This is a genomic window from Lysinibacillus sp. NPDC059133 (assembly GCF_042755925.1).
Taxonomy (GTDB): Bacteria; Bacillota; Bacilli; order Bacillales_A; family Planococcaceae; genus Lysinibacillus.
Genome location: NZ_JBHZDH010000030.1, coordinates 18,137 through 32,802 on the forward strand (window position 1 = coordinate 18,137; position 14,666 = coordinate 32,802).

Consider the following 14,666-nt stretch of genomic DNA (forward strand, 5'->3'; position numbering starts at 1 on the left):
TTTATGAAAGTGCTGTGTTACGATTGAAACAAGATGATTGCATAAAGCACTAAATTTATGAAAGAAAGCGTTTATGCAGTAGTAGTATGTGATTTCAAGTAGGATTTACACAATGAAATTTTACGTAATTCAGGAAGGGGCGAATAGAATGGATCCAGTATGGAAAATTACAGAATTACGCCAACAATTAGCTGTAATTGATGGTAAAAAAGCACCGGATATTGTATTAACAAATGCGCGTTATTTACATAGCATGCTCAAACAGTGGGTAGTAGGGAACATTTGGATTTCAGGAGATCGTATTGTCTATGCTGGTGATAGAATGCCTCCGTTATTAGAGGAGACAGAGGTGGTAGATTGTACGAATAAAACAATTGTACCAGGATATATTGAGCCACATGTTCATCCGTTCCAGTTATACCATCCACAATCTTTTGCTGATTTTTGTGGACAGCTAGGCACTACAACTTTTATTTCAGATAATTTAAGCTTCGTTTTATCTTTAGAAAATAAGAAAGCGTTTTCAATTCTGGATAATTTGAAAAATCTACCGTTTTCATTTTATTGGTGGACTCGTTTTGATTCGCAAACTGAAATGGAACAGGAGGAAGAGATTTTTTCTAATACGTCCATTTTAGAATGGCTAGAACGGGATGATGTTTTACTTGGAGGGGAATTAACGGGTTGGCCAAGGTTGTTACATGGAGATGACCAAATGCTTTATCGCATGCAAATGGCTAAGGGCTACGGAAAAAAAATAGAAGGGCACTTCCCTGGTGCATCAGAACGAACTTTAGCACGTATGAAGCTACTTGGTGCAGATGGTGATCATGAAGCTATGACAGTAGAAGAAGTGGAGCGACGTATTATGCAAGGATATGCTGTAACGCTGCGTCATTCTTCCATACGTCCTGACTTACCACATCTATTAAAAGGAATCGTCGAAAAAGGACTACCTATTTTTGATCATTTAATGATGACAACGGATGGGTCGACACCCTCTTTTCATGAAGATGGTGTGATGGATAAATGTATTCAAGTAGCCTTAGATGCAGGTGTAGCACCAATCGATGCTTATCAAATGGCTTCCTATAATGTGGCACGCTATTATAATATGTCCAGCTTACATGGCTTTATCGCAACTGGTCGATTTGCTTCCCTTAATATTTTACAAGATGAATGGCACCCGGTTCCTGAAAGTGTACTATCGAAGGGTGTTTGGTTAAAACGCGATGGAGAACAAGTGCAAAGGCTTGCTGCAATTGACTATTCAGCGTTACCTGCATTTGACTTAGATTTTTCATTAACGTCTCATGATTTTCAATTCTCGATGCCGTTTGGAATTGAGTTAGTAAATGATGTTATTACCAAACCATATAACTCATTAATTACTAGAGAAGGGCAGCTTGCCGATCATGATGAATGTTATTTAATGCTTATTAATAGAGATGGCAATTGGCATGTTAACACGATGATTAAAGGTTTTGCTACTAGTGTTCAAGGCTTTGCTTCATCATATTCGAATACAGGCGATATTTTGCTGATCGGAAAAAATAAAGAAGATATGATTACAGCTTTTGAAGAAATGAAGGCAATGCGTGGTGGTATTGTACTTGCTGAAAAGGGTGAAGTAATTGCAACTATCCCATTAACTATTGGTGGTCTTTTACATGATGGGGATGTTAAGGAACTATCAGAAAAAGAGAAGGTCTTAAAACAAGCATTAGCGGAACGTGGTTACCACTTAGGAGACGCAATTTATTCTTTATTATTCTTACAATCTACACATTTACCATATATTCGTATAACACCAAAAGGGATTTTTGATGTTATGAAGAATAAGTTATTATTACCAGCAGTGATGCGCTAGTTGAAGCTTCCTTATGGTATATCCACAACAATTACAAATTAGATGTAATTGATTAAAGGAGAGTAGTGCTTGTGTTCAAATCGAAGAAACTATTTATCGCAATGGCTTTTAGTACTTTGTTGATAGGAGGATGTTCTAAAGATTCGTCGGAAGTAAAGGAAGACGATATGAACAAGGTTGATGAAGAAACTGCTATTGAAGAGACTGCTAAAGAGGGAGATAAGGTTGCTCCGTTAACAGGTGAAGCTGTTAAGGAGGAAATTACGCAACGCCCAATTATGGTTACCATTAATAATCATCAGAAAGCACGTCCACAATCAGGAATAGAAGCGGCGGACATTATTTATGAAATGCTGGCTGAAGGCAATGTTACGCGTTTGCTAGCAATTTATCAAAGTGAACTGCCAGAAACTGTAGGGCCAGTTCGTAGTGCTCGATCTTATTTTATTGATCTTGCAAAAGGCTTTGATGCATTTTATGTAGCGCATGGCTATAGCCCTGAGGCAAAATCGATGCTTACTAATAATGTAGTCGACAATATAAATGGCATGGATTATGATGGGACACTTTTTAAACGTTCAAAAGATCGTGTTGCTCCACATAACTCATATATTACGTCTAAAAATATAGTAAATGGGGCGAAAAAAGTGGGCGCTTCAATGAGTTACCGTGAAAAAGTAAGTCAGGCTTTTTATGAACCCGATGAACGTGGTAAAATAGGCAGTGAAACAAGTCGAGTTGACATTTACTACGGAAATAGTGAGTATTTCCATAATTCGTATTTGTATGACCATCAAAGTAATCGTTATGGACGACAATCGGCTGGCGTTGACACAAAGGATATGTTAACAGGCGACACATTATCAATTGCAAATGTTCTATTTTTTGAAATGAAACATCGAACGATTGATAATGAGGGGCGCCAAGAAATTGATTTAACTTCTGGTGGAAATGCGTATGTATTTCAAAATGGCTATATGAGAGAAGTCAAATGGGCTAATATTGATGGAATACCAATGGCTGTAGAAGAGTCTGGGGAGCTTGTAAAGCTAGTACCAGGGAAGTCTTGGGTTCATTTTGTACCAACTTCACCAGGGTTACAAGCAATGGTGAAAACGCAGCCTTAAAGGGAGGAAGATTGCATGCAAATCGAAAAAATTCGAGGACATCAAACAGATCAATTATTTAAAGCAGTGTTAGAGCTGAAAGACATCGAGGAATGCTATAAGTTCTTTGATGATTTATGTACGATTAGTGAAATTCAATCGCTGGCACAACGCTTTGAGGTTGCGCATTTACTACGTTTAAAGAAAACCTACGAATCCATTAAAAAGGAAACAGGTGCAAGTACAGCAACTATTTCGCGTGTACGTCGTTGCTTTGATTATGGGAATGATACATATGATGAAATGTTAGGTCGTTTGTATCCAGATGAAAAGCCATTTCAAGCACCAAAAGAATAGTAGGTAAAGAGGCTGGGTAGAGGTTCTGCTCAGTCTTTTTCATTTTTTTGTAGACAGTCATAAGCTATACTTGTAAACGAATAGATAGAAAATGATAGGTGGTAAAATAGATGGATTATTTAGAATGGAGACATGTGTTCAAACTAGACCCAGCTAAAGATATTTCAGATGAAGCACTAGAAAGAATTTGTGAATCAGGTACAGATGTTATTATAGTTGGCGGAACAGACGATGTAACTTTAGATGGTGTATTAGATTTGCTTGTTCGAGTAAGACGCTTTGAAGTACCGATAGCGCTTGAAATTTCTAATGTTGATTCGGTAACACCAGGTTATGACTATTATTTCATTCCAACCGTGTTAAATAGTGATGATCCAAAGTGGATTAAAAATCTACATCATGAAGCCATTAAAGAATATGGAGATATTATGGTATGGGATGAATTAGTCGCTGAGGGTTATTGTATTTTAAACCCGACTTGTAAAGTAGCAGAAGTAACGAATGCAAAAACTGATTTATCCATTGATGATGTTGTTGCCTACGCACGTATGGCTGAAAATTTCTTTAGACTACCTGTATTTTATGTAGAGTATAGCGGTACTTATGGTGATATTGAGGTTGTAAGTGCTGTTAAAAATGAACTGAAAAATACGCGACTGTTTTACGGTGGTGGCATTACATCTGCTAAGCAAGCAGCAGAAATGGCAAAATATGCAGATACAGTAGTAGTTGGTAATATTATTTACGAAGATTTAAAAGCTGCACTTGCGACTGTTAAGGCTGTTAAAAATAATATATAATGTAAGAACAAACGTTTGTAAGGCGGTGCGGAATGGAGCAGTTAACGAAAAACTTATTAGCAGGTATGAACCCTGAGCAGGAAAATGCGGTCAAAACAACTGAAGGACCGCTTCTAATTATGGCGGGTGCTGGATCAGGGAAAACACGTGTATTGACACATCGTATTGCATATCTAGTCATCGAAAAAGAGGTATATCCGTCAAAGATTTTAGCGATCACATTTACAAATAAAGCTGCACGTGAAATGCGAGAGCGTGTAGATGGCGTTCTCGGTAACGGAACTGGCGATAGTATGTGGGTATCGACCTTCCACTCAATGTGTGTGCGAATTTTACGACGCAATATTGATCAGCTAGGGATATCACGTAACTTTTCAATTTTAGATTCGACTGATCAGCTGTCAGTTGTTAAAAATGTTATGAAGGATGAAAATATTGACACGAAGCGTTTTGAACCACGTGCGGTTTTAAATGCGATTAGTTCAGCAAAAAACGAATGTATAGCTGCGGACGATTATGCAGGTCAAATCAATGAAAATAATCCTTACGAAAAAACGATTGCTCGGATTTATAAAGGTTATGAAAAAAGACTACGACGCAATCAATCGCTCGATTTTGATGATCTAATTATGACAACTATTACATTATTCAAGCGTGTACCAGAAGTGCTTGAATATTATCAAAATAAATTCCAATATATCCATGTAGATGAATATCAAGATACGAATAAATCTCAATATTTACTCGTTCAGATGCTGGCCAAGAAATTTAAAAATATTTGTGTTGTAGGTGATTCAGACCAATCGATTTACCGTTGGCGTGGTGCGGACATTGGCAATATTCTTTCATTCGAAAAGGATTATCCAAGTGCTAAGGTCATTATGCTTGAGCAAAATTATCGTTCAACAAAACGCATCCTACAAGCAGCAAATGACGTCATTCAAAATAATACAACACGTTATCCAAAAGAACTGCGTACAGAAAATGCAGAGGGTGAAAAAATCGTATTGTATAAAGCGTATAACGAGCAAGAGGAAGCACAATTCGTTGTACAAACAATCCAGAAGCATATTCAAAAAGAAAATCGTTCATTTGATGACTTTGCGATACTCTATCGGACAAATGCTCAGTCTCGTGTGATGGAGGAAGTGCTTGTTAAGTCCAATATGGCTTATCAAATAGTTGGTGGTACTAAGTTCTATGATCGTAAAGAGATTAAGGATTTACTTGCCTACTTGCGCCTTATTGCCAATAATGATGATGATTTATCACTTGCACGTATTATCAATGAACCAAAGCGCAGTATAGGTGCAACCTCCTTTGAAAAAATGGCGCGCTATGCGATTGATCAAGAGCGCTCTATTTTTGATGCCATGAATGATCTTGTATTCATGGGACTTACAGGGAAGGCCGCTAATTCAGCTGAACATTTTTATGCGATGATTAAAGGTTTTACAGAGATGCAAGAATATTTATCGGTGACAGAAATTGTAGAGCAGGTCATTGATAAATCTGGTTATCGTGCAATGCTACAAAACGAAAAGACGATTGAAGCAGAAAGCCGCTTAGAAAATATTGAAGAGTTTTTATCAGTAACAAAGGCTTTCGAGGAGCGTAGTGAGGATAAGAGCTTAGTTGCCTTTTTAACAGATTTAGCGCTAATTGCGGATATTGATGCACTTGATAAAGATGATGCATCGAAGGGTAACATTATTTTAATGACGATGCATGCCGCAAAGGGCTTAGAATTCCCGATCGTCTTTATCATTGGAATGGAGGAAAATATCTTCCCACATTCTCGTTCACTTGATGATATGGATGAAATGGAAGAAGAACGTCGTCTAGCATACGTAGGTATCACTCGTGCAGAGGAACGTTTATATTTAACGAGTGCACAAAGTCGTACGATTTTTGGTCGTTCTAGCTATAACAATGTCTCACGTTTCTTAGGTGAAATTTCAGAGGATATTACAGAATCGGTGTCCAAAGGTGGTACGAAGCCTGAAGTTCCGTTTGCCTCTAGTAATCGTTCAACAGGCGGCTATCAAAAACGTACACTTGGAGCAATTCAGAAAACACAGCCTGCAACAGCTCGTATACAAACAACTGGTGGAGACCAATTTGGCTGGAAGGCTGGAGACAAAGCGATCCATAAAAAATGGGGAACAGGTATGGTTGTGAGTGTAAAAGGTGAGGGTGATAGTACAGAGCTGGATATTGCCTTTCCACAACCTGTTGGTATTAAGCGATTACTAGCACAATTTGCACCTATTGAAAAAGGGTAACCGGGGGAACATAAATGAACGAAATTGAACAGCGCATTGTGGAATTAAATAAATTGTTACATGAATACGGTCATGCCTATTATGTGTTGGATAAACCTGTCGTAGCAGATAGTGTTTATGATCAATTATTACATGAACTTATTGCATTAGAGGAAGCGAATCCGTCACTCATTTACCCAGATTCACCGACACAGCGTGTTGGCGGAGCAGTGGTAGAAGGCTTTAAAAAGGTGACTCATGATTACCCTATGCTAAGTCTATCAAACGCTTTTAATGAAGAAGACTTACGTGAATTTGACCGTAAAGTACGTCAAGCAATCGGTGATAAATTCTCTTATGTTTGCGAGCTGAAAATTGATGGTCTTGCCATTTCTTTAAAATACGAAAATGGCGTTTTTATACAAGGAGCAACGCGAGGAGACGGTGTTGTAGGGGAAGATATTACAACCAATTTAAAAACGATTCGAGCAATACCACTTCGATTGAAGGAACCAATTACAATCGAAGTACGTGGTGAGGCGTATATGCCTAAAAAATCATTTGAAAAATTGAATTCCCTACGTGCTGAAAATGGAGAAGAATTATTTGCTAATCCGAGAAATGCAGCTGCAGGCTCTTTACGCCAGTTAGATCCTAAAATAGCAGCAAGTCGTCAGCTATCGACCTTTATTTATGCCATTGGGGGAGATGGAGAGGCATATGAGATTGACGGTCATGCAGAGATGCTTGATTATTTAGAGGGACTAGGTTTCCCATCAAACAAAGAGCGTCAACGCTGCTCAACGATTGAAGAGGTACTAGCCTTTATCGAAAAATGGACTGAAAACCGCCCGGATTTAGCCTATGAAATTGACGGCATTGTCATTAAGGTGGATCGCTATGCCCAGCAGGATGAGCTTGGTTATACAGCAAAGAGTCCACGTTGGGCAATTGCTTATAAATTCCCTGCTGAGGAAGTAGTCACAACATTACTTGATATTGATTTAACGGTTGGGCGTACAGGGGTTGTTACACCAACTGCTATTTTATCGCCTGTTCAAGTGGCAGGTACGACGGTTCAACGTGCATCATTACACAATGAGGATTTAATTCGAGATAAAGATATTCGACTAGGAGATACAGTCATTATCCGAAAAGCCGGAGACATTATCCCACAAGTTGTAGGTGTAATACTGGAGCAGCGCCCTGAAGACGCAGTTCCGTATGAAATGCCCGAAAATTGCCCTGTTTGTGAGAGCGAACTTATTCGTATTGAAGGAGAAGTGGCCTTACGTTGTGTAAATCCTGCATGTTTTGCACAAATCGCGGAGAGCATTAAATATTTTGTATCGCGTAATGCTATGAATATTGACGGTCTTGGTGATAAGGTCGTTGAGCAATTATTACGTGCTGATTTAATTCATGATGTCTCTGATTTGTATCACGTAACGGAGGAACAGCTTGTCGAGCTTGAGCGTATGGGAGAAAAATCAGCGGCGAATTTAGTCAATGCTATCCAAGCTTCCAAGGGAAATTCGATGGAGCGTTTACTAATTGGATTGGGTATACGACATGTTGGTGAAAAGGCAGCGAAAATTGTTTCAGAGGAGTTTGGAACAATGGAAGCGGTGATGGCAGCAACAGAGGAGCAACTCGTGGCGATTTACGAAATTGGTGATAAAATGGCTTCATCACTTGTTGAGTATTTTTCAAATGAGGATGCACGTGCAGTCATTGGGCGCCTAGCTGAAGTAGGTGTCAATATGACGTATAAAGGTAAAAAGATAGAGGTAGCTGTAGGAGATAATCCTTTTGCAGGTAAAACAATCGTATTAACTGGTAAACTTGAGCAATTGACACGTAACGAAGCAAAGGTGAAAATAGAAGAGTTAGGTGGAATTGTTACAGGTAGTGTCAGCAAAAAAACTGACCTTGTCATTGCAGGAGCAGATGCGGGTTCTAAACTAACAAAAGCCGAGCAGTTAGGTATTGAAGTTTGGAATGAAGACAACCTGATCGAACAATTTAATATTGTGAAATAATGGAAAATATCAGGCTCGTCACCAAAAGTTGTAGGTGACATTTGTTAAAATATACCTTATATAATTTGATTGGAGTGGAGGCTGGACGCCCCCAGGAAGCTCTGCGCGAAAGCGAAGCGTCAGCGGCAAGCGCCCAGCTGGAACGGAAATCAACCCTACGTTATGGTGATAATCTAAATATTAATAGTAAAGTAAGATGAATTGTCCGTCCTTTCCACAGGCAGGTATGAACAAATTCGTCAAGCAAAATCTGAACATCAGTAAAGGAGTACTAACATAATGAAGTCATTTCGACTCATTCCAGCAATTATCGCTGCTGCAATGCTAGTCGGCTGTGTGCCTTCTGATAAGAAGGAGACAGAGCTAACACAGGAGACGCAACAGGAAAAAGCGGAAACAACAATTATTCCAAGCTTACAGATTGATGAATCATATTATAGAACGCTAATACCTTATAAACAAAGTGCTAGCAGAGGGTTAGTAGTTTCAAATATGTTTACAAAATATGATATGAAGGAAGTTGAAACAGGTTTAATGCGTCTGTCTCAAAATGAGTTTGACACAGAAAACTACTTCTTCCAAGAGGGGCAATATTTAGCGGAAAGCACAGTGACAGACTGGCTTGCCCGTAGTTCACAAGCGAAGGAAGGTTTAAATCCTCCAACGACGGACTCAATGCCAGCAGAAGAACGTGCAACAAAGGCCCCAATCTATTTATCACATATTGTTGAGCAAAATTATTTAACAAAAACTAGTGATAACAAAGTAAAATTAGGCGGTATTTCGATAGGGCTTTCCTTAAACTCTATTTATTACTATCAAAAAGAAAAATATGGGGAGTACTATGAGGAACCAATTTCGGAGGCAAAACTAGTTGAGCAAGGAAAGAAAATGGCCTCTGAAATTGTGTCCCGCCTAAGAACTCGTGATGAATTGAAAGATATACCGATTGTAGTAGGCTTGTTTAAACAAAAAGCTCGCAATGACATTGTTCCAGGAACGTATTTTAACTATGGGGTAGCAAAAGTTGGACAAAACGACGTAGCTGATTGGAAAGGTATTGACGAGGAATACGTACTATTCCCAACGAGTGAATCACAAGATGTATACCGAGATGTTAGCAATAACTTTAAGAACTTTAAACAAGATGTAGATAAATATTTTTCAAACTATACTAGTGTGATAGGAACAGGCTTCTATCAAAACAAAAAAATTCAAAAGCTATCGATTGAAGTACCAATCCAATTCTTTGGCAAGCTTGAAATTACAGGCTTTACTCAATATTTAACAGGTGTTCTTATCAATCAATTTGATAACATCAATGTTGAAGTAAGTATCACCTCAGTTAACGGTCCAGAGGCATTAATCGTAAAGAATGCCAACGAAAAAGAACCTTACGTCCATATCTATTAAAATATAGTCAGCCTTGTGCTGACTATATTTTTTGTGGGAAGAAAAATGAGATTGGATAATATTTGTTGGAAGAAATCGGAGTGATGGATAGACTCTTTTAAGCGACGGATAGAAAAGTGAAAGTGACGGAAAGATACGTCAGAGCGACGGATAAAGTTCTCGAAACGACGGATAGAAAAAAGGGAGACGGAAGGCCTCGCCGAAGTGACGGATAGAAGAGCAAAAGCGACGGAAAGATTCCCCGGAGCGACGGATAAAGTCATCAAAACGACCTCGACCCGATAAATAGAAGAGAGCACAGCACACAATCCATGCCCTACTTCTGAAAAGCGAAGTCTATAAGAAAGACTCTAAAAACAGTCCCTAAAGACGACACTTCGTCATAGTAGTGAAAGGTTTCTTTATTTTTGGTGAAAGTTGTGATTTTTAATATGAAAAATGTTATGATTATTTGCATGGTTAACTTTATTCAACCCTATTGTTATCGACAAAAGCAATGAATTGAATGAGTATTCGGAGGTGTGAAAAATGGCAAAATTAACAAAAGAAGAAGTTAAGCACGTGGCAAATTTAGCACGTCTTGCAATTACGGAAGAGGAAGCAGAGAAATTTGCTGAACAGCTTGGTAAAATTACAGACTTCGCAGAGCAACTAAACGAGTTAGACACAACGAATGTTGAACCAACAACTCACGTTTTACCACTAGTAAACGTAATGCGTGAAGATGTGGCAACAAAAGGTTTAGACCGTGAAGTAATGATGTTAAACGTAAAAGAACAAGAAGATGGTCAAGTAAAAGTACCAGCTATCATGTAATACTAAAACATAGGAGGATTCCTCATGACGTTATTTGAACGTTCAGCAAAGGAGTTACAAGCTGATATTAAAGCTGGTAACCTAACAATCGCTGATTTAACAAAAGAAGCATACGAACGTGTGGCGAAGCTTGACGGCGATGTACAAGCTTTCCTTGCTTCAAACGAAGAAAAAGCAACTGCACAAGCAGCTGAAATGGATAAAGTGCCATTTGAAGAGCGTGGACCACTTTTCGGTCTTCCTATCGGTGTTAAAGACAACATCGTTACAGAAGGCTTAGAAACAACTTGTGCTTCTAAAATTTTAGAAGGCTTTATGCCAATTTACGATGCAACAGTAGTTAAAAAGCTACGTGAAGCTGGTATGGTCACTATCGGTAAATTAAATATGGACGAGTTTGCAATGGGTTCTTCAAATGAAAACTCATACTATAAAACAACAAAAAATCCGTGGAATTTAAACCACGTACCAGGTGGATCTTCAGGTGCGTCTGCAGCAGCAGTAGCAGCAGGTGAAGTACCATTCTCACTTGGTTCTGATACAGGTGGTTCAATCCGTCAACCAGCGGCTTATTGCGGTGTTGTAGGGATGAAGCCTACATATGGTCGTGTATCTCGCTTTGGTCTAGTTGCATTTGCATCTTCTTTAGATCAAATTGGACCAATTTCACGTAATGTTGAAGATAACGCCCTTTTACTTGAAGCAATCGCAGGATTAGATGCAAACGATTCAACTTCTGCAGACGTAGAAGTACCAAACTACGCAGCAGCCCTTACAGGTGACGTAAAAGGCTTACGTATCGCTGTGCCAAAAGAATTCCTTGGTGAAGGTGTTGGCGAAGCAGCACGTCAATCAGTGCTTGATGCATTAGAAGTATTAAAAGGCTTAGGTGCTACAGTAGAAGAAGTATCGCTTCCTCACTCGAAATATGCACTTGCAGCATACTATATTCTATCTTCTTCTGAAGCGTCTTCTAACCTTTCTCGTTTTGATGGGATCCGTTATGGTTTCCGTGCAGAAAATGTTAATAATTTGATGGACCTTTATAAAGAAACACGTGCACAAGGCTTTGGCGATGAAGTAAAACGTCGTATCATGCTTGGTACTTACTCGCTAAGTGCAGGTACGTATGATGCTTACTACAAAAAAGCTCAACAAGCACGTACACTTATCAAAGCAGACTACGACAAAGTATTTGAAGACTTTGACGTAATTATTGGACCAACTTCTCCAACACCAGCATTCAAAATTGGTGAAAACGTCGATGATCCAATGACGATGTATGCAAATGATATTTTAACGATTCCTATGAACTTAGCTGGTGTGCCAGCCATCTCAATCCCATGTGGTATTGAAAATGGTCTACCACTAGGCCTACAAATTATCGGTAAATATTTCGATGAAGCAACAATTTACCGTGTAGCTCATGCTTTTGAACAAGCAACGGAGTTCCATAAACAAGTTCCTCAAATTTGGGAGGGAAAATAACATGAACTTTGAAACAGTCATTGGTTTAGAAGTACACGTTGAGTTAAAAACAAACTCAAAAATCTTCTCACCAGCACCAGCTCATTTCGGTGCTGAACCAAATACAAATACTACAGTTATCGACCTAGGTTATCCTGGTGTCCTCCCTGTACTTAATAAAAATGTTGTAGATTTCGCAATGCGTGCAGCACTTGCACTAAATATGGAAATCGAACAAGAAACAAAATTTGACCGTAAAAACTACTTCTATCCAGATAATCCGAAAGCATATCAAATTTCTCAATTTGATAAGCCAATCGGTAAAAACGGCTGGGTTGATATCGAAGTAGATGGTTATACAAAACGTATCGGTATTACACGTCTTCATATGGAAGAAGATGCTGGTAAACTGTCTCACAGTGGCGACCACTCTTTAGTTGACTTTAACCGTCAAGGTACACCACTTGTAGAAATCGTTTCTGAGCCAGATATTCGCACACCAAACGAAGCGTATGCGTATCTTGAAAAAGTAAAATCAATCATCCAATATGCAGATGTTTCAGACTGTAAAATGGAAGAGGGATCTTTACGTTGTGATGCCAACATCTCAATCCGCCCATACGGTCAAGAAGAATTCGGTACGAAAACAGAGCTTAAAAACCTGAACTCTTTCAACTATGTTCGCCGTGGTTTAGAGCACGAGGAATTACGCCAAGCTGATGTCCTTCTTTCAGGTGGGGTAATTGATCAAGAAACTCGTCGTTTCGATGAAAAAACAGGTAAAACAATTCTTATGCGTGTGAAAGAAGGAACAGACGATTATCGTTACTTCCCAGAGCCAGACTTAGTTCGTCTATCAATCGATGATGAATGGTTAGAACGAGTGAAATCAGAAATTCCAGAGCTACCAGATGCTCGTAAAAAACGCTATGTTGAAGAATTAGGCTTAACACCATATGATGCAGGAGTTCTTGTTATTTCAAAAGAAATCTCAGACTTCTTCGAGGCAATGGTAGCTAAAGATGCGGATGCAAAGCTTTCAGCAAACTGGCTTATGGGTGATGTTTCTGCCTATCTAAACGCAGAACAAAAAGACCTTAAAGATACTGCATTAACACCAGAAAACCTTGCAGAAATGGTGAAATTAATCACTGACGGTACAATTTCTTCTAAAATCGGTAAAAAAGTATTTGCTGAATTAGTAGAAAAAGGCGGTTCTGCAGGAGAAATCGTTAAAGCAAAAGGTTTAGTTCAAATTTCTGATGAAGGTGCATTACTTGCTATCGTTACAGAAGTTCTAGACAACAATGCACAATCAATCGAAGACTTCAAAAACGGTAAGGATCGCGCTATCGGCTTCTTAGTTGGTCAAATTATGAAAGCTACTAAAGGTCAAGCGAACCCACCAATGGTCAATAAATTATTACAACAAGAAATTGCAAAACGTTAATTGCAATTGCAATAGAGGGCCAAGAGAGCAAATTTGTTTTCTTGGCTTTTTATTTTAAAAAATTAATACATACTAAGAATCTTTAGGGCATTTAATCGGGGATAATTTATGTTAAAACATATGTTATGTGGATAAGTTGATTGGAGTGGAGACTGGGCGACTCCGTGGGGATCAGCGATATAAAGGAACGAAGGCTAAAAGCATCACGTCCTGTGATAACGCCTTCGTGACCAACTTCGTGTTGGCCCAAGCGGCTCATCGGACGCCCCCAGGAAGCTTTGCTCTGTGCGAAAGCGAAGCGGCAGCTACAAAGCGCCCAATCGGAACGGAAAATCAACTTAATATGACTAAAAAATACCAAATTAGCACTTTATAGTTGTCTAAAAGGAGTATTCATAGCAAAATATAGAATAGAACATGATAAAACTTTTGGGAGGTCTATCAATGAAAACTGAACAACAATATTTCAATGATGCGATTTCAATTCAACAATATATGGATAAAATGACGACGTTAAAAGAGGACAGCTTCCGTATTTATGATGGCTTCGAAGTGCCATTAAACGATGGCTTTATCGAACTACTGAAGAACAAGCAATCAAAAATTTTAACAATTACTGAGGACTGGTGCGGGGACGCAATGTTAAACAATCCAATCATTCGCCGAGTTGCAGAGGCAGCAGGATTAGACATGCGCGCAGTACTACGCGATGCTGATACAGATTTGATTGATCGTTATTTAACAAATGGTGGCCGTGCAATTCCGGTTTATATTTTATTAGATGAAGCTGGACAGGTTGTTGGAAAATGGGGACCACGTGCACCAGAATTACAGGAACTAGTAGTAAGTAAACGAGCTACTTTACCTGATAAAGAAGATCCAGCATTTGAAAATGCACAAAAAGCGCTATATGCAGAAATTCGTGAAGAGAATATAACGAATAAATCATATTGGACATTTGTTTACGAGGATTTTAAAAAGCAAGTAACTGCTGCATTGCAATAATTGTAAATCACAAGCGCATGTCAGGAGAATGAGGACATGCCTTGCTTTAGAAGTTCAATGCAACATTTAAAAGTAG

General features: G+C 38.8%; 11 protein-coding genes. All 11 read left to right on the plus strand.

Features of this window, described 5'->3' with window-relative positions:
• Positions 1-148: 148 nt before the first annotated feature.
• The 11 genes from ACFXN8_RS15830 (at position 149) to ACFXN8_RS15880 (ending at position 14,590) form a co-directional block, all read left to right on the plus strand.
• A complete protein-coding gene (locus ACFXN8_RS15830) occupies positions 149-1,870 on the plus strand; it encodes an adenine deaminase C-terminal domain-containing protein (protein ID WP_386846407.1) in 1,722 nt (573 codons plus the stop codon).
• Positions 1,871-1,941: 71 nt separating this feature from the next.
• The gene (locus tag ACFXN8_RS15835) at positions 1,942-2,997 is read left to right on the plus strand and encodes a DUF3048 domain-containing protein (RefSeq protein WP_376078126.1); all 1,056 of its coding nucleotides are present in this window, start codon (positions 1,942-1,944) and stop codon (positions 2,995-2,997) included.
• Between the two features lie 15 nt (positions 2,998-3,012).
• Positions 3,013-3,333 carry a YerC/YecD family TrpR-related protein gene (locus tag ACFXN8_RS15840; RefSeq protein ID WP_004225717.1) on the plus strand — a complete coding sequence of 107 codons (321 nt, stop codon included), beginning with the start codon at positions 3,013-3,015 and terminating at the stop codon, positions 3,331-3,333.
• Positions 3,334-3,443: 110 nt separating this feature from the next.
• Positions 3,444-4,133: a heptaprenylglyceryl phosphate synthase gene (gene pcrB, locus ACFXN8_RS15845; RefSeq protein ID WP_386846410.1), complete on the plus strand. Its 690-nt coding sequence runs from the start codon at positions 3,444-3,446 to the stop codon at positions 4,131-4,133.
• A gap of 32 nt (positions 4,134-4,165) precedes the next feature.
• Positions 4,166-6,418: a DNA helicase PcrA gene (gene pcrA / locus ACFXN8_RS15850; protein ID WP_386846412.1), complete on the plus strand. Its 2,253-nt coding sequence runs from the start codon at positions 4,166-4,168 to the stop codon at positions 6,416-6,418.
• 14 nt (positions 6,419-6,432) lie between these two features.
• A complete protein-coding gene (ligA, locus tag ACFXN8_RS15855; protein WP_386846414.1) occupies positions 6,433-8,439 on the plus strand; it encodes an NAD-dependent DNA ligase LigA in 2,007 nt (668 codons plus the stop codon).
• A gap of 279 nt (positions 8,440-8,718) precedes the next feature.
• The gene (locus ACFXN8_RS15860; protein WP_386846416.1) at positions 8,719-9,852 is read left to right on the plus strand and encodes a CamS family sex pheromone protein; all 1,134 of its coding nucleotides are present in this window, start codon (positions 8,719-8,721) and stop codon (positions 9,850-9,852) included.
• A 528-nt stretch (positions 9,853-10,380) separates the two neighbouring features.
• Entirely contained in the window at positions 10,381-10,668 is a 288-nt protein-coding gene (gene gatC, locus ACFXN8_RS15865; protein ID WP_010857153.1) for an Asp-tRNA(Asn)/Glu-tRNA(Gln) amidotransferase subunit GatC, read from the plus strand.
• A 24-nt stretch (positions 10,669-10,692) separates the two neighbouring features.
• Positions 10,693-12,156: an Asp-tRNA(Asn)/Glu-tRNA(Gln) amidotransferase subunit GatA gene (gatA, locus tag ACFXN8_RS15870; protein ID WP_386846419.1), complete on the plus strand. Its 1,464-nt coding sequence runs from the start codon at positions 10,693-10,695 to the stop codon at positions 12,154-12,156.
• 1 nt (position 12,157) lies between these two features.
• The gene (gene gatB, locus ACFXN8_RS15875) at positions 12,158-13,585 is read left to right on the plus strand and encodes an Asp-tRNA(Asn)/Glu-tRNA(Gln) amidotransferase subunit GatB (protein WP_370079195.1); all 1,428 of its coding nucleotides are present in this window, start codon (positions 12,158-12,160) and stop codon (positions 13,583-13,585) included.
• 444 nt (positions 13,586-14,029) lie between these two features.
• Positions 14,030-14,590 (plus strand): thioredoxin family protein, encoded by a 561-nt coding sequence (locus ACFXN8_RS15880; protein ID WP_386846421.1) that lies wholly within the window; start codon positions 14,030-14,032, stop codon positions 14,588-14,590.
• The last annotated feature ends 76 nt before the right edge of the window (positions 14,591-14,666 follow it).